The sequence below is a fragment of the Paenibacillus dokdonensis genome, from assembly GCF_004916975.1.
Lineage (GTDB): Bacteria > Bacillota > Bacilli > Paenibacillales > Paenibacillaceae > Paenibacillus_AQ > Paenibacillus_AQ dokdonensis.
In genome coordinates this window covers 299,151-316,662 of record NZ_STGQ01000003.1, presented here as the reverse complement: position 1 = coordinate 316,662, position 17,512 = coordinate 299,151, and the positions used below count along the sequence as shown (strand labels likewise).

Below are 17,512 nucleotides of genomic sequence, written 5' to 3'. Positions count from 1 at the left end.
AATTTTCATAGCGATTTCCAAATGTTTAAAATAAAAAAAGAGTCCGTAGTTTCGGACTCTTGGGATGGTGCAAATATAGAGGAATCAGCCGCGTAGCAGGGACTCGGCCCCGTCCACATAAATTTCCGTTCCCGTGATATGGGATGATTCATCTGATGCAAGAAAGAGGACGAGATTGGCAACCTGTTCAGGCTCACCCGGCTTTTGCTCAAGCGGGTGGTTTCCTTCCGGAAACTCCACAGGAATCTTCACCTTCTTCAAGTCATCCGACGGGTAGGTGTTCTCACCGATATTCGTATCGATCGCCCCGGGACAGACCGCATTGACCCGGATTTTATAGCGCGCGAGCTCAAGGGCCGCCATTTTCATAAAGGCGACTTGTCCAGCTTTCGTGGATGAATAGGCCGAGAAGCCAATACCGGAGAAGACGCGGTTACCGTTAATTGAACTGGTAATAATCACGCTTCCCCCGTTATCCTTCAGGAGTGGAATGGCATATTTCACAGTTGCGAAAGTACCCCGCAGATTCGTATTGATGGTTTGATCCCATTCATCGATCTCCATGGTTTCAATAGGCGCGGTAGTGCCATTAATACCGGCATTGGCGAATACAATATCGATCTGCGAATCCTTCTCGGCAATTTGCGCATAAGCCTGTTTGATATTCTCGGGCTTCGAGATGTCGCATTCAATGACGAACGCTTTTCCTTCTGCCTCTTCAATCCGGCTTTTGGTTTTCTCCGCATGCTCCGGCGTACGATCCAGCATATACACTTTGGCTCCTTGCTGCCCGAAACGGATGGCTGCTGCCTCTCCGATGCCCGAACCGCCTCCTGTAACTACCGCTGTTTTTCCTGCAAGACGTTGCTCTGCCATGGTAAAAAACCTCCTTTATTGTCTTGAACATGTCAGTAGTTAAGTACCCTTATGGCATGAACTGAATCAATAAATGAAGTGAAGGATGGCAGAGAAAAATGAGAAGGTTCAACTCATTCAGGCATTCTTTTGCTCAAGCCGCCATTCAGTCATTGCAGCATCCAGCCGCTTCATTGCTTCGACGACAGTGGCCATAGGGCAGGCGATGTTCATACGCATGAATCCGGATCCACCTTGTCCAAATGCAGATCCTTTATTTAAGGCAAGCTTGGCTTTGTTCAACAAAAAGGCTTCCATTTCATTCGGAGTCATACCAAGACTGCTGAAATCAAGCCATAGCAAATAAGTCGCTTCCGGCTTTTGGACCTTGATTTCAGGTATATGCTTGCCTATATATTCAACGACATAATCAATGTTTAGCTGCAAGTAGGTAAGCACTTCATCCAGCCACTCACCGCCATCGGTATAGGCTGCTTCGGCGGCCGTGCTTCCGATCGCGCTGATGGATCCCACATGATAGAGCTGGAGCGCCTTCATAAAGATACTGCGAATTTCCGGATCCGGAATGATGATATTGGATGTGTTGAGTCCGGCAATGTTAAAGGTTTTGCTTGGCGCGGTGCAGATAATGGAACGATTCTTTGCCTCATCAGACAACTTGGCAAGCGGCATGTGCGCATTTTTTTCATAGATCAGATCGGCATGAATTTCATCGGATATGATCAGGACATCATGCCGCGTGCAGAGCTGAACCAAGGCTTCGAGTTCCTCGGATGACCATATCCGTCCGACCGGATTATGAGGGCTGCACAGAATCAGCATTTTTACCTGCTGGCTGTCCAGGATTTGCTCCAATGCTTCAAGATCCATGGAATAATGTCCGTTCTCAGACTTCAGTGGATTTAGGACAAGCTCGCGGCCATGATCCTTAACGACGCTATGAAACGGAGGATATACCGGCGGCTGAATGACGACTTTGTCGCCCGGTTCGGTAAAGGCCTGGATGGCGAAGCTAAGCGCGGGAACGACGCCCGGGCAAAATACGAGCCATTCCGGATCAATTTCCCAGTCATGGCGTTGTTTCATCCAGTTTACGATAGATTGCTTGTATTCGTCCGTCTGCATGGTATAGCCGAATACGCCATGTTCAACACGTTTCTGCATGGCTGCAATCACAGATGGCGGAGACTCAAAATCCATGTCGGCCACCCACATCGGAAGTGCATCAGCTGTGCCAAAAATATTTTTCATACCGTCCCATTTATCAGAGCCGGTGAGATTTCTCGTAATGATTTTATCAAAATTCAAAGTAGTTACCCTCCTTGAGGTAGATGGTATTATTTCTTTCATGAATATATCACATCGGAGGGGAACTTGGAGAAAGAGCTGACTCAAAGTAAAATAGAACAAAAGACATTCGCGCGAGTAACGTGAAAGGAGGAAGAGCTTGTGCAGTTGATCGCCATGCTGACCATGCTGGTGGACCATTTGGGTATCGTGTGCTTTGAAAATCAGCTCTGGCTCCGGATCATTGGCAGGATCGCATTTCCGATTTATGCATATGCCCTGGTTCAGGGTCATGTCCATACACGGTCAAAACCGAAATATCTGGTGAGACTGTTTATCCTTGCACTTTTGTCGCAGATTCCGTATCAGCTGGCATTAAATCCGGAAGGATTGAATGTGATCACCACGCTGTTTATGGCAGCCGCCATTATGCAGATCATGGACCTTATGCCTTCTTTATGGGCAAAGGGAAGCATTGTTCTGGTAACATGCGCAGTTATGCAGCTCTTTCCTTTTGATTACGGCGCCTATGGACTGCTGCTGGTACTCATGTTCCGCTGCTTTGCGAACGAACGGCTGATCTTCGTCCATTTACTGCTTAATCTGTTATATGTCCTGGTCTATGGGCCGGGCGGTCTGATGCAGCTGCTGAGCATTGTTCCGACGCTGCTGATTGTGTATGGACCGGCAGTATGGAATAAACTCGAACATATCCGGGTCCGCAAATGGGTGTGGCGTTCCTTTTACCCGCTGCATTTGACCGCTCTGGCAGTACTGAGATGGACGGAGTGGTAAGACTTTCTGTTTAGTTCTTTGATTTCAGGCGGACTGGAAAGATGCCCTCAATCTTATTGAGTGGAAACAGAATCCGTGAAGGGAACTTTCCTTTGGACTGTACCTCGATAAAATCGGTTCCGATCTCGACCAGCCGGATGCTTGAGAATGCCTTACCCGTGTTAAAAGTCGTCCGGAGGCCGACACGCACTGTACGGGGAGCCGGATTAATATCAAATACCCTAATGGACTGCAGGCTTAATGGTACGAATAGCTCTCCCTGTACCTGAATGAAATTGCTTTTAAATACACGCTGCAGCCTGCCAGGCTCCAGCCCCAGGCCCTCCCCGTTAATTTCGACCAGGTGGCCTGTCAGCCGGGCCAGCCGCTGCTGCAGTGTTATGTTTTTCCTGAGCTTGAGAATAGACAAGGAACATCCCTCCGCTTATGTGTTTGCTCTATTGTATGAGATTAATTTTGGGCGGTGAGGGGATTCATGATGTTCTTGCCAAGAAAACAGGCAAAGGGTGAAATTTCCCATTTTCGGCAATGCTAGAATAGCAGGCGCATATTTTGCATATGCAGGGCTATTGCTAAGAGTTCCGCAGGAAGGAGACCAACGTGAGAAGTGAGTTCGTAAGAGCTTGGGCCTTAGAAGGTCCGAGTATTCAAATTGATCCCTTGTTTCCCTATTATCAAAACCGTTCCGCAGATAGCATTGCTGAAGAAATACAGCTTGCCGGCTACCGGACCGTCCATTACTTTGTGGTGAACGAAAGCCAGGTGAATGCTGAACTCATTGAATCCTTTCATCACCGAAACATGGCCGTCTGGGCACTGGTTATCGGAAACGGAACGTTTTCAACCTCTCATCTGCCGCAGGAATGGCCCACTTGGAAAATGGGACTTTTAAAAGAGCTGAATGATGGATTTGAACGGTTCTCCCCATTTTCGAAGGAATATGTGCAGTGGAAGAAGGAAGCTGTATCGCGGATGCTCCATGATTATGCTTTTGACGGCGTTGAAATTGCGGAGCCTTACTTTCCTGAATGGGATGGTATCCGCCGCGGAGTCTACGGAGATATTGGACCCGCAGCCCAGCAGGCATTTCAGGAGAAGCATGGACTGGCGGTACCCGAATTCGTGAACAGGTTTGCTGCAAATTATTATAAAAAAACACCGGATGTCTACGCTAAATGGATTGATTTTCGCGTGGACGCCGTGAATGCACTCATTGATGAAATCATTAACGGCAGTGGCGGAGCGCGTGAGACCCGCCCGGATATCCTGGTAGCCACCTGGTCGCTGGCTGTAGATGGCGGTGCAGTTTCAACCCTGCGGCTTAAGGAATGGCAGGGACTTGACGCCATCTCCATGATCGGAAGAGTCAAACCGGATCTCCACATGCTGCAGACCCATTGGCCGGACTGGATGAAACGAAATCTGAGGGCTGAATATGCAGGCACCTATGAAAGCTTCGCAGCCCCAATCCGGGCAGCATTTCCCGAGCTTCCGCTCGGAATACAGGCCGATGTCGGCTCAAAATCGAACATGATTAAGGACCGTACCTGGCTGAACCGATTCCAGAACACGGTCTATGATTTGGGATATCAAACCTGGACTGCCTATGAATATCATTTGGGTGGATATATGCATGATGAGCATCCTGTTCCGCTGACTGCACGTACGGAGGGAGACACTGAAGTCGTCATTGTCTTTAATAAGCGAGTGGATCCAGACTCAACCGGAATGATCGTGGCAGACGGCAAAGATGTTCAAGAAGCAGATATTGACGGAATCCAGGTGGAAGAAAGCATAGTGGACGGCAACAGGCTGTGGCTCCGCTTCAACCGGCTGCCCCAGAACAGACCGTTTAATGTGGAACTCCGCCATGTGAGGGATATGCCATCTTTGTGGCATGTGAAGGGGAAACGAGCGAACGAGATTCCAGCTGGAACCTGGATAAGTATAAATTAACGAAGCACCCCACAGAAAAGGGGATGGAAAGAGCGTCCGGATTCAGCTTAAAACTGAACCACGGACGCTTTTTTGTCCATTATTGAGCCGTGTATCCTCCGTCCACCATCAGGCTTGTTCCCACTACGAAGGTCGAGTCGTCGCTGGCCAGAAAGAGTACGGCTTTGGCGACCTCCTCGGCACTTCCCAGGCGGCCAATCGGATGCAGATCGACAAGCTTTTGCTTCGCTTCCGGCGGCAATGCTTTTAACAGCGGCGTATCAATGTATCCGGGACATACCGCATTGACACGGATACCTCTGCTGGCATATTGAATGCCCAGGGTCTGTGTCAGCATAACCACTCCGCCTTTGGAGGAGCCGTATGCAGTGACTCCAGCCTTGGCGGCATGTCCGTGGATCGAAGCAGTATTGATAATCGCACCGCCGGTACCCTGCTTGAGCATTTGAATGAGGGCATATTTATCGGACAAGAATACGCCCGTCAGATTCACATCCAGCGTACGCTGCCATTTTTCAAGCGAGAGCTGATCGGCTGGCTCATCGTTGGCAACACCCGCATTGGCGAACATGATATCAACCTGGCCGTATGTATGCACGGTGCGTTCGATGAGTGCCTGAATATCCTTTTCTTCTGTGACATCGACTTTAACGTAGATCGCGCGATGTCCATCATCCTGCAGCCGGTTGGCAACCTCTTGTCCAGCTTCGGAAAAATCGGCTATCACGACATTGGCGCCCTCCTGTGCAAACAGTCGCGCGGTTGCTTGTCCGATCCCGCTGGCTCCTCCTGTAATAATGGCTGTTTTGCCGGATAATTTCATAGCACAACACTCCTTTGATAGGTATGAATGAAAACTGAATCCGTTTATATATTACCCATTTAAATCAATTTCATAATACCTTAAGCCGCTTCAATCAAGGTTTATCCTGAAACGCCGCTCATTTGCATCAAGGGACAATGTATGTTAAATTTGAATTGCACACAATTTAATTTTGTGAATTATAAAGGGAAGCCGTTATCATTACAACGGCAAATACAACGGAGGTTCGAGATATGAGCGTATATTCATTCAAGGCCAAAAATATCCGTGGCGAAGAAAAGGTACTGTCACAGTACGAAGGCAGCGTGCTTCTGATCGTTAACACAGCAAGTGAGTGCGGTTTTACAGTCCAGTATGCCGATCTTCAAAAGCTGTATGAGAAATACAAAGACCGTGGTTTGATGATCCTTGGCTTTCCTTCCAACCAGTTCGGCGGGCAGGAGCCGGGAAGCAATGAGGATGTCAGCACTTTTTGCCAGATCAATTATGGCGTCACATTCCCGCTCTTTGAAAAAGTGGACGTACGCGGTGCCGATAAGCATCCGCTTTTCGGCTTTCTGGGTGAGCAGGCTCCTTTTGAAGGCTTTGATATGAACAATTCCGAGGCTAAAATGCTGTCGATGTTCATCCAGGATAAGCAGCCTGAGTTGATGGAAGGCAATGATATCAAATGGAATTTCACTAAATTCCTGGTAGACCGTAAGGGGAACGTGGTGGAACGGTTTGAATCTCCAATAGGGCCCCTTGATATGGAACGGGCAGTCGAAGCTTTGCTGTAATCATAGAGATCATGAGGATAAAAAACCTGAAGTGCGAGTCCGCTTCAGGTTTTTTTACATACTTCATACTCATTTAGCGGCATCCGCATTTTCAATGAATCTGGTTATTGTCTTTTGAGCGGGATTGAGGTTACAATTGAAAAATAAACGCGCTTTCACAAAAGAGGGGATACCATGCGCAGCGAAGATATTGCGAGATTGGCGGGAGTGTCCCGCAGCACTGTTTCCCGCGTCATCAACAACTATTCTAATGTTCCGGAGAAGACGCGTGCCAAAGTTATGAAGGTGATCGAGGAGAATCATTATGAGCCTAACACCTCCGCACGCGTTCTTGCCGGTAAAGGCATGAACACGATTGGTCTTTTTGTGATCAGTACCGCTGATAAGCAGAATCCGAACCGCATATACCAGAACAATTACTTTGCTCCATTCGTGGAGACCATCGTCGATACGGTCAACCGGATGGGCTATTACGTGCTGATTCATACGGTCTACTCGGAGGATGATTTTCTGAAGGTCAAGCAGGCATTTCTGCAAAAAAGAATTGATGGAGGCATCATCATCGGCATGGAGAAGAATGCCGGGATGGTCCATGCGATAGCGAAGCTTGAGCTTCCCTTCGTGCTCATTGATTATGATATTGCGGAGCTGCTTGAGCACCGGTTGGATAAGGATTATGCAGCTGTCATTAATTCGAAGGATTATGAGGGGGCGGCTATGGCTGTCCGTTATTTGATCGAACTGGGGCATGAGCATATCGGGTTGATCAGCGGAAGATTGAATACACAGTCTGGCCGCCAGCGTTATCAGGCCTTTGTGGAGACGATGGAGGAGCAACGGTTGGAGGTTCCGGAAGAGATTATTCTGAGCGGAGAATTCATCAGGCAAAAGGCATATGAAGAGGTCAAACAGCTGCTTATGTCCAGAAAGCGGCCGACCGCATTCTTTTCAGCCAATGACGAAATGGCACTGGGAGCCATGGATGCTTGCAGGGAGCTGGGACTCCAGATCCCTGGGGACATATCCATCGCAGGTTTCGATGATATCCCTGTCGCTTCCCAGCTCTCACCAGCGCTCACCTCAGTCCGGCTGCCCATTTATGAGATGTCGCAGGCTGCAGCACATCATATTGTTACAATGTGTGAAGAGGGCAGTACATCCTTCAGCACGGTCAGCTTTCCGACACAGCTGATCGTACGGGAAACCTGCGCAGAACCGAAATAATTGCCGTATTGGAAGATGCCGCCCGGTAACGGGCTTCATCATAGCGCAAAATAAACGCGCGTTCACAAATCAATGGAGAGGGGAACAGCAAAATGAAATTCGGTTTTTTTGATGACGCCAGCAAGGAGTATGTCATCCAGACTCCAAAAACGCCTTACCCATGGATTAATTACCTGGGAACGAAAGACTTTTTCGGTTTGATGTCGAATACGGGCGGAGGATATGCATTCTATCGTGACGCGCGGCTGCGCCGTTTGACCCGTTATCGCTATAACAGCATACCGGTAGATAACGGTGGCCGTTACTTTTATGTGTATGACGAGGGAGATTACTGGACGCCGGGCTGGATGCCGGTCAAGAAGGATCTGGACTTTTATGAGTGCCGTCATGGGCTGGGGTATACCCGCATCACAGGAGAAAGAAATGGCATACGTGCCGAACAGCTGGCTTTCGTTCCGCTGGAATACAATGGCGAAGTACATCAACTGACCTTGACGAATACCTCGGATGCGCCGAAAAAAGTGAAGCTGTTCTCTTTTATTGAATTTTGCTTATGGAATGCTTATGACGACATGACCAATTTCCAGCGGAATCTGAGCACGGGCGAGGTTGAAGTGAAAGGGTCTGTTATATATCACAAAACGGAATACCGGGAGCGCCGCAATCATTACGCCTTTTTCTCCGTGAACCGGGAGCTTGACGGCTTTGATACGGATCGGGAGTCCTTCCTGGGACTGTATAATGGCCTGGAGGCGCCGCAAACCGTAGTGTCCGGTCAATCCTCGAACTCTGTCGCAAGCGGCTGGTCGCCCGTAGCTTCCCACTGTGTTGAACTCGAGCTCGCAGCAGGGGAATCTGCCTCCTTGAATTTTGTGCTGGGTTATGTGGAGAATCCGGAGGAGGAGAAATGGGAATCGCTGAATGTTATTCATAAAGCCCGCGCGGAAGCGATGATAGCTCGTTTTGCGGATGATACCGGCGTTGAAGACGCGATGCAAGAGCTGAAGAACTATTGGAATAATCTCCTATCCAAATATACGATTCAAAGTCATGATGACAAGCTGAACCGCATGGTGAATATATGGAATCCTTATCAATGCATGGTTACATTCAATATGTCGCGTTCAGCATCTTACTTTGAATCGGGGATCGGCAGAGGCATGGGCTTCCGCGATTCCAACCAGGATTTGCTTGGCTTTGTACATCAAATTCCGGAGCGGGCGAGAGAGCGCATTATTGATATTGCTTCAACCCAGTTTGAGAACGGCGGGGCATATCATCAATACCAGCCGTTAACGAAGCAGGGGAATAATGAGGTTGGCGGCGGCTTCAATGATGATCCGTTGTGGCTGATCGTGGGAACCGCGGCTTATATCAAAGAAACCGGAGATTTTGCTATCCTGGATGAGCAGGTTCCATTTGACTGCAACCCCGGCAATACGGCGACATTGTTTGAACATTTGAAGCGTTCCTTCTATCATGTCATTGAAAATTTGGGACCGCATGGACTGCCGTTGATCGGACGGGCGGACTGGAATGACTGCCTTAACCTGAACTGTTTCTCGGATGTGCCGGATGAGTCGTTCCAAACCACACAACATATTGAAGGCCGTACAGCTGAATCTGTATTTATTGCCGGGCTGTTCGTATTTGCGGGGCCGGAGTTTGTAGAGCTCTGTAAACGTCGCGGGCTCTCTGAAGAAGCGGCAGCAGCTGATGCGCATATTGAGACGATGCGGAAGACTACGCTTGATCACGGTTTTGACGGTGAATGGTTTCTGCGGGCATATGATCATTACGGGCAGAAGATCGGAAGCAAGGAATGCGACGAAGGACAGATCTTTATTGAGCCGCAGGGCTTCTGCGTCATGGCAGGTATCGGCGTTCAGGAAGGAATCGCAGAGAAGGCGCTCAATTCTGTTGCTGAACGATTGGAAACACCATACGGTATTGTGCTGCAAAATCCGCCGTACTCGAAATACTATATCAATCTCGGCGAAATTTCCTCGTATCCTCCCGGCTATAAGGAAAATGCGGGTATTTTCTGCCACAACAATCCTTGGGTGATGATGGCTGAGACGGTTATTGGCCGCGGCGATCGGGCCTTCGAGTTGTACCGGAAAATCGCGCCGGCTTATCTGGAAGATATCAGTGAAATCCATCGTACGGAGCCATACGTGTATTCGCAGATGATCGCGGGCAAGGATGCAGTCCGTCAGGGTGAAGCCAAAAACTCATGGCTCACTGGAACGGCTGCCTGGAACTTTGTGGCGATTACGCAATCTATACTGGGCATCCAGCCGGAATTTGACGGGCTAAAGGTTAATCCGTGTATTCCGGCTGACTGGGAGGAATTCACCATTACGCGGGTATTCCGCGGGGATACGTATGTAATCCATGTGTCTAATCCTAACCGTGTAAGCAAGGGAATAGCATCCGTGACCGTGGATGGTAGTAAGGTTCAGGGTAATATTCTTCCTGTGTATGGGGATGGGCAAGCCCATCAGGTTGAAGTCGTCTTAGGTTAAAGCTCCATGTTCTGCAGCTACATTGTCCCCTCACCGTGCGTTCCTTTTGGAACCACGGTTTTTTTGTGCCCCGCAATAGTTGTATATGGAAGTAAAGACCGGTATATAGCCTGAACCTGGAACCGCTACCTATAATGAGGATAGAAGGCAGACATGAATAAATCATTTACTAATAGGAGGGTCAAACGTGCATAAAGTTCGGACAATTGGATTGGTGCTTACGCTCATCTTGAGTCTTGGCATATCCGCTTGCAGCAGTAAAACGGTGGAAACAAAGCAGCCAGCGGAGAACGCCGCGGCAGAGAAGCCGGAGGCTTCAAAGGAACAAGGAGTTATGGAAATATCTACGGTTCGTGCACAGGATCCATATTTGAAGTTTGATGAAGGGGAGTCCTTCGACAAGAATGCCGTTTATGACGCGTACGAGAAAGACACGGGTGTCAAAATCAAGAACCAATGGGTTGTGGATGGAACCGTCGATGGACCTCAGTTCCAGGAGAAGCTGAAGATGGCGATCACCACCAACGACATTCCGGATCTCTTCCCGGCCACTCCAGCCCAGGTACAGCAGTTGATTGAAGCAGATATGATTCAAGATCTGACAAGCGTATATGATCAGTATGCTTCTGACGAAACAAAAGAGTTTATGCAAAAAGACGGCGGCATTCAGATGAAGTCGGGTACCTTTGACGGCAAGCTGATGGCGATTCCACAAACGGGCAACCCTTTTTCACCGCAGCTGGTGTGGGTACGCTCTGATTGGATGAAAAAGCTGAACCTGCCTGAGCCGAAAACGATGCAGGATTTAATGAACATTATGGAAGCCTTCGCGACGAAGGATCCTGGGGGAACGGGGAAATCCTACGGTCTGGCACTGAACAAGAAATTTGATGAAGGTGCGCTGGGTCTGGTCGGTTTTATGAATGGCTACCATGCCTACTTGAATCAATGGATGGAAGATGGTCAAGGCGGATTGATGAACAGCGACATTCAGCCTGAGATGAAGGAAGCGCTTCGTGGGCTGCAGGAGTTGTTCAAGAAAGGATTGATTGATCCGGAATTCGCAGTCAAGGATATGCAGAAAGAGTCCGAATTGATTTTCAGCAACAAAATTGGTGTGCTGTATGGGGCGGAGTGGACGCCTGCCCATTTGGCTCAAGCTGCTGTGAAGGATGGAAAGGTTGTTCAGGAATGGAGCGTATATCGTCTGCCTTCCATTGACAATACGGAGGCTTCCACGCAAATCGAACTGGGAACGAGCAGTTATTATGTAGTATCCAAAAAAGCCGAGCATCCGGAGGCATTAATCAAGCTGCTGAATCAATGGATCGCCGTGGATAATCATCCAACCCCTGAACAAAAGGTATATGAATACGGAAACGGCCTCAAGGAAAAAGGCAATAACTATTGGCTCCTTAGTCCTGTCATGGCATTCAACCTGTCAAGCAATAACGGGGAGGTGCTGCCGAAGGCCATTGAGACGAAGGATCAAAGCCTGGCGGTAACGAAGGATCAAAAAACACGTTACGACCGGGCCATGAAATATGTCAATGGCGAAGATATCACCATGTGGTGGGAATACCTCATTTCTGGGCCAAACGGTGCGGTCTCGAATATTCCATATCTGAAGGAGCACAACCTGTTCCATCAGAATAAGTTCTACGGGGCTCCCACACCAACGATGGTAGAGAAACGTGAGATTCTTAACCGGAAACGTGATGAAATTTTTATGAAAATTATTATGAACCAAGTATCCATTGATGAATTCGATAAGTTCGTAACCGAATGGAAGAAGCTTGGCGGGGACGACATGACGAAAGAAGTCAACGAATGGTATGCGAAAATCAAGTGATGTTTAGAGTATGACCCAGTTACGTTTGCACGCGGGGAATCGAAATGCTTCGATTCCCTCATTTTCTAATCTGACCCAAGCAGGTGATGCATAATGAATCAATTGGAGCGCAGATGGAAGCGGGAATGGCCGCTGCATATCATGCTCATCCCCGGGCTCGTCTTTATTATCATATTCAGCTACATTCCAATGGTTGGCATTCTTATGGCATTTGAGAAATACATCCCGACAAAAGGCTTGTTCGGTTCACCGGTCGTCGGGTGGAAAAACTTTCAGTTCCTGATGGACTATCCGGATGTAGGGCGGATTGTTTTTAATACCCTTTATATTGCGACGATGAAAATTATCGCGGGTCTGGTTGTCCCGATCACGATTGCTATTTTATTAAACGAGATGCGCAAGGAATGGGTAAAGCGTACGTTTCAGACGTTGGTGTATTTGCCTCATTTTCTGTCTTGGGTTCTCCTGAGCGGCATCGTTATCGATGTGCTGTCTCCATCTACGGGAATTTTAAATCAATTGCTGGGGCTGATCGGCATTAAGCCGATTTTCTTCCTGGGTGATAACAAATGGTTTCCTTACGTCATGGTTATAAGTGATGTCTGGAAGGAATTCGGCTTTGGCACGATCATTTATTTGGCGGCACTCACCAACATCAATCCCACACTGTATGAAGCATCGGAAATTGATGGCGCAGGCCGCTGGAAGCAGACTCTCAACGTCACCTTGCCCGGAATGATGCCGATTATCGTACTCATGCTGACGCTTAATATCGGCAACGTTTTGAACGCGGGGTTTGATCAAATCTTCAATCTGTACAATCCGCAGGTGTATGAGAGCGGAGACATCATTGATACTTTTGTCTACCGGATGGGTATTGAACAGGCGCAGTACGGGTTTGCAACGGCTGTCGGATTGCTTAAATCCATCGTTTCGTTTGTTTTGATATCCGTATCCTATGTCTTGGCTTATCGCATCGCCAATTATCGCATTTTCTAGCAAAGGAGAACGGTCAAACTTATGAAAAAGTCACTGGGCAGACGACTGTTTCTGGGCTGCAATTTCGTGTTTCTTGCGCTGATATCATGTATGTGTCTTATGCCAATTATTCATATATTAGCGGTTTCATTCAGCTCGGGTACTGCGGCATCGGCAGGGAAGGTGCTGCTGTGGCCGGTTGAATTTACGCCGGCGGCCTACCAGAATGTGTTCGGTAAACCGGAATATTTGCGGGCGTTCTGGATTACAATCCAGCGGGTTGTATTGGGTACTGCGATTAGCATGTTCCTGACCATTCTTACGGCCTATCCGCTTTCCAAAGATACCACTCAGTTCGGGATGCGTACCTTATACGCATGGATCTTTGTGTTTACGATCTTGTTCAACGGAGGACTGATCCCGTGGTATATGACCATCAAGGCGGTCGGCCTCATTGATTCGATCTGGGCTTTGGTGCTTCCGGGCGCGGTTCAAGTATTCAATATCATCCTGCTGCTTAATTTCTATCGCAATCTGCCGAAGGAATTGGAGGAATCATCCAAAATCGACGGGGCGGGCCATTTCACGACGCTCTGGAGAATCTATGCACCGCTTTCTCTGCCTGCGCTCGCAACCACGGGGCTGTTCACCATTGTAGGGCATTGGAACAGCTGGTTTGACGGCATGATTCTGATGAATCATCCGGAAAGATACCCCCTCCAAACCTTTTTGCAGTCCATCATCATTAAAATGGATCTCCGTTTTCTGAAGTCCCAGGACATTGAGCTGATGCAGAAGTTATCCGACAGGACGAGCAAAGCGGCTCAAATTTTTGTAGCGGCGTTTCCGATATTAGTTATTTATCCGATCCTGCAGAGGTTCTTCATTAAAGGAATTGTGATGGGGAGTGTCAAAGAATAATAGTTCCATGCCGATCAACTCATCCTGGGGGAACGAACGATGAAGCTGTTATTCCGACTGAAAGACTCCTCAATTTTTTTGAAAATGATGGCTGTGTTCTTGAGCGTGCTGCTCCCCCTCATGATGATTACATGGTTTATCAATGAGCGGGGAGCAAATAGCATACAGACGGAAATTTCACGCTCAACCTTAAATACGGCCAGCTTCTATCTCGATTCTTTGGATAAGGAGGTTGAGCGAATCGCTCAGTATTTACCTACCTATGTGACGGACAGTGACTTGATGGAGCTGGCGGCGATCGGAACCGATATGACGTATTATGAGCGGGCGCAAAGCATCACCCTGATTCAAAAGCGGCTTGATTTGATGAAAAACTCTAGTCCGTTCATTCGCGAGGCGAAAGCCTATGTACCCGAAATTGAACGTACGCTGCTCAGTGTAAAATATGAGACGGCAATTAGCGAAGAGGAATACGCTGCGATGCAGCATAGTGGGCCCTATTATAATGATCCGTTCATTTATTGGAATAATCGTCTGTTTCTCACGATGTCTTATCCTGCGAATACATTCAAGAGTCCCTTGTTTGTCATTGGAGTCGAACTCTCTACGAACAAGATCAAGGAGGCGCTGCAGCAAATTACCGGATCGAATAGCGGTGAGAGCATGCTGCTGAATATGGAGCAGGGTTGGGTTATTCGCAGTAATGAGCAGCACTCTGAGCTGCAGGATTCACTCCAAGACTTCGTTCGGGAGAAGCAGCTTGCCGGAACGAAACAAGGCTACGAAATGGTCCATTTTGGATCCGAACGCTATCTCACTGTATTTAAGTACTCGGAGGTGTGGAAGTCGTATTCCATAACCTGTATTCCTGAGTCGGCCGTACTGGGCCCGATTCATACATACAGGCAATGGTTCTTATGGGCTTGCGCTCTTGCGGTCGTCATGGGGACGTTTTTTTCTTATTCTCTCATTAAGCTGATGTACCGACCATTAATGAGATTGATTCATGGCTTTAAGCGTGTGCAGAAACTGGAGCTGATTCCGGTTTCGATTGACCGTAGACGTGACGAATTCGGATATCTATATCAAGCCTTCAATGATACCGTTCACTCGCTCAAGACGCTGATCGAGCAGAACTATGAACAGCAGATACGCAACCAGCGTTCGGAGCTGAAACGGCTGCAGTCGCAGATCAATCCACATTTCCTGTACAATTGCTTCTTCGTGCTATGCCGGCTGATCAAGTCTGAAAATAAGGATAAGGCGTACCAATTCTGTCTTTATATCGGAGAATATTTCCAGTTTATTACCCGGGATGATGAGGATGTGATCCCATTAGAGCTGGAGATAAAACATTCACGAACTTATCTCGATATGCAGACGATCTGCTATGGAGAGCGGATTCAAGTCCGCTTTGATATCATGACGCTGCCGCTGCAAGTTCCGAGGCTGGTGCTGCAGCCGATTATCGAAAATGCCTACAAGCATGGAATCGGCGCCATGACAGGACCGGGTGAGCTGTGTGTGCACAGTGAAATGAAGGATAATCGGCTTACAATCTGCGTGGAGGATAACGGTAATCATTTGGATGATGGCAAACTGGAGCAATTACGTGTGAGATTAACTTATTCGGCAAACCGCATCGAAGAGACAACAGGGCTCATCAATGTGCATCGGCGGATTCAACTTCACTACGGTGCAGAATACGGGCTTGAAGTGTCGAGATCTTCGCTTGGCGGACTCAAAGTACTTATACATCTTGGCGGAGAATAAGGAGGAACCGGCTATGCGCAGGCTGCTTATCGTAGACGATCTGCCTATCATTGTGGACGGGCTGCTGGAATTGTTCCAAACGACTGAGCATATGGAGTTGGAAGTGTTGAAAGCGTATTCGGGAGAAGAGGCTCTCGATAGAATGCGTAAACATCAAGTTGACATTGTCATATCGGACATTAAGATGCCAGGACTTGAAGGCATTGAACTGCTGCAAATCATTCAGAATGAATGGCCAGCCTGCAAGGTCATCTTCCTTACCGGATATAATGACTTCCATTATATCCGGAGTGCGATGGCTTACGGGGGCTTTGATTATATTTTGAAAGTGGAGAGTGACGATAAAATTATCCGTTCGGTCAAGCGGGCAATGGCAAAGCTTGATGAAGAAGGCGATCAGCTCAAGATGCTGGATCGGGTCAACGAAAGGATGCGTAAAGCACTTCCACTGCTGCAGAAGGAATATGTATGGGATCTGCTTCAGGGTAAGCAGGAGTCAATAGATGGTCTGGCGCATCAATTGAATGAACTGGCCATCCCTCTGCAGGCGGACCGGCAGATATTGCTGCTGTTAGGCAGGGTGGATAGGTGGAAGGAATCGTTCACACCGCTCGACAAAACACTGCTTCTATACGGAGTTCAGAACATTGTGGAGGAATATGCGGGGCTTAGCATGCAGTGTTACTCCTGTGTATATGACAGTTCACGCATTATATGGCTGCTGCAGACCCATGAGACTGGAATTAAAGAAGCAGCAGCATGGAAGACCGGGTATTCCCATATTAGTGCTATGCTGGAGAACATTCAGCAGACATGCCAGCGGCTGCTGCGCGTGTCCGTCTCCTTTGCCCTCAGCAGCGAGCCGACGGATTGGGACATGATCTCTCAGCGATTCCATATGCTGAAATATTGTTTCGTTTACGGTCTAGGCCTCTCTCCTGCTGTCATTGTAACGGACTCGGATCTGGTGAAGCTGCAGGAAAACGGGGAAGAGACGAATGATTATTGCCATCATACCCGCCTGCAGCTGCTTCAGCAATGTTTGGAGAACAATCACCGCGAGGAGTTCAATAAGCTGTACCTGCATCTCACCGCCGTATGGACTGGGGAATCTCATGCATATGGACGGAAGATGGAGCTATACCATTCAATGGCATCCATCTTCCTGTCATGCATGGATCAGAATGAACCATTCCGGCAGGCTGTGTGCGAGAGGTTGGATATAGCCCTGCTGTACCATAAGGATGAAGCGGCTTCTTGGCCGGATGTGAAACAATTTTTCTGGAATATGGCGGACTGCTATTTCACGCGGCAGGCAGCCCTGGGCGGGCAAGTAACGACGAATCTCGTCAAGAAGGTGCACCGTTTTATCGAGGAACATCTGGCCCAGGATATTTCGCTAGTCACTATAGCGGATCATGTCGGGCTTAATCCATCCTACTTTTCGCGCTTGTATAAGCAGCTGACCGGGACTGGCTTGTCAGACTACATTAACGAATACCGGAACCTGAAGGCGAAGGAATGGCTGCTGAACACTCCGATGAAAGTTAATGAAATTGCTGCGGCTCTAGGTTATAACTCAGCCTTGGCTTTTATCCGCTTTTTCAAAAAGCAAAATCAGGAGACTCCGCAAGAATACCGTCTTCAGCGTCAGGCGGGGCAAGTCAAGAAGAGTATATAAATGTATGGAAAAGTCTCTTTCGACCCTACGGCAGGTGAC

The 17,512-nt window shown here is 48.3% G+C and carries 14 protein-coding genes; 10 read left to right on the top strand and 4 right to left on the bottom strand.

The annotated features are described in order from the left end of the window. Positions 1–84: 84 nt before the first annotated feature. Both E6W40_RS25840 and E6W40_RS25835 read right to left on the bottom strand, forming a co-directional pair. Positions 85–876, bottom strand: coding sequence for an SDR family oxidoreductase (locus E6W40_RS25840; RefSeq protein ID WP_136608499.1), 792 nt, complete (start codon positions 874–876; stop codon positions 85–87). Between the two features lie 117 nt (positions 877–993). Continuing rightward, positions 994–2,184, bottom strand: a complete 1,191-nt coding sequence (locus tag E6W40_RS25835; RefSeq protein ID WP_246073194.1) for a MalY/PatB family protein — start codon at positions 2,182–2,184, stop codon at positions 994–996. A 141-nt stretch (positions 2,185–2,325) separates the two neighbouring features. On the opposite strand from E6W40_RS25835, the gene E6W40_RS25830 reads away from it, so the two are divergent. Beyond that, on the top strand, positions 2,326–2,958 hold the full coding sequence (locus E6W40_RS25830; RefSeq protein WP_136608497.1) for a TraX family protein: 633 nt from the start codon (positions 2,326–2,328) through the stop codon (positions 2,956–2,958). Positions 2,959–2,968: 10 nt separating this feature from the next. On the opposite strand, the gene E6W40_RS25825 is transcribed toward E6W40_RS25830, so the two are convergent. After that, entirely contained in the window at positions 2,969–3,367 is a 399-nt protein-coding gene (locus E6W40_RS25825) for a hypothetical protein (protein ID WP_136608496.1), read from the bottom strand. Positions 3,368–3,558: 191 nt separating this feature from the next. Here E6W40_RS25825 and E6W40_RS25820 point away from each other — a divergent pair, with 191 nt between their 5' ends. Then, complete coding sequence (locus tag E6W40_RS25820) at positions 3,559–4,914, top strand: N-acyl-D-glucosamine 2-epimerase (RefSeq protein WP_136608495.1); 1,356 nt, start codon at positions 3,559–3,561, stop codon at positions 4,912–4,914. Between the two features lie 79 nt (positions 4,915–4,993). Here the strand turns inward: E6W40_RS25820 and E6W40_RS25815 are convergent, their stop codons facing one another. Next, positions 4,994–5,737 carry an SDR family NAD(P)-dependent oxidoreductase gene (locus E6W40_RS25815; protein ID WP_136608494.1) on the bottom strand — a complete coding sequence of 248 codons (744 nt, stop codon included), beginning with the start codon at positions 5,735–5,737 and terminating at the stop codon, positions 4,994–4,996. Between the two features lie 233 nt (positions 5,738–5,970). On the opposite strand from E6W40_RS25815, the gene E6W40_RS25810 reads away from it, so the two are divergent. The 8 genes from E6W40_RS25810 to E6W40_RS25775 all read left to right on the top strand — a co-directional run bounded on the left by E6W40_RS25810 (position 5,971) and on the right by E6W40_RS25775 (position 17,473). Beyond that, positions 5,971–6,516: a glutathione peroxidase gene (locus tag E6W40_RS25810; RefSeq protein ID WP_136608493.1), complete on the top strand. Its 546-nt coding sequence runs from the start codon at positions 5,971–5,973 to the stop codon at positions 6,514–6,516. A 174-nt stretch (positions 6,517–6,690) separates the two neighbouring features. Beyond that, positions 6,691–7,740: a LacI family DNA-binding transcriptional regulator gene (locus tag E6W40_RS25805; protein WP_136608492.1), complete on the top strand. Its 1,050-nt coding sequence runs from the start codon at positions 6,691–6,693 to the stop codon at positions 7,738–7,740. Between the two features lie 92 nt (positions 7,741–7,832). Beyond that, positions 7,833–10,268, top strand: a complete 2,436-nt coding sequence (locus tag E6W40_RS25800; RefSeq protein ID WP_136608491.1) for a glycoside hydrolase family 94 protein — start codon at positions 7,833–7,835, stop codon at positions 10,266–10,268. A 187-nt stretch (positions 10,269–10,455) separates the two neighbouring features. Continuing rightward, positions 10,456–12,120, top strand: coding sequence for an extracellular solute-binding protein (locus E6W40_RS25795; RefSeq protein ID WP_136608490.1), 1,665 nt, complete (start codon positions 10,456–10,458; stop codon positions 12,118–12,120). A 93-nt stretch (positions 12,121–12,213) separates the two neighbouring features. After that, on the top strand, positions 12,214–13,119 hold the full coding sequence (locus tag E6W40_RS25790) for an ABC transporter permease (RefSeq protein WP_136608489.1): 906 nt from the start codon (positions 12,214–12,216) through the stop codon (positions 13,117–13,119). 21 nt (positions 13,120–13,140) lie between these two features. After that, entirely contained in the window at positions 13,141–14,019 is an 879-nt protein-coding gene (locus tag E6W40_RS25785) for a carbohydrate ABC transporter permease (RefSeq protein WP_136608488.1), read from the top strand. A gap of 39 nt (positions 14,020–14,058) precedes the next feature. Next, the gene (locus E6W40_RS25780; protein ID WP_136608487.1) at positions 14,059–15,792 is read left to right on the top strand and encodes a sensor histidine kinase; all 1,734 of its coding nucleotides are present in this window, start codon (positions 14,059–14,061) and stop codon (positions 15,790–15,792) included. 13 nt (positions 15,793–15,805) lie between these two features. After that, positions 15,806–17,473 carry a response regulator transcription factor gene (locus E6W40_RS25775; RefSeq protein ID WP_136608486.1) on the top strand — a complete coding sequence of 556 codons (1,668 nt, stop codon included), beginning with the start codon at positions 15,806–15,808 and terminating at the stop codon, positions 17,471–17,473. Positions 17,474–17,512 lie beyond the last annotated feature (39 nt).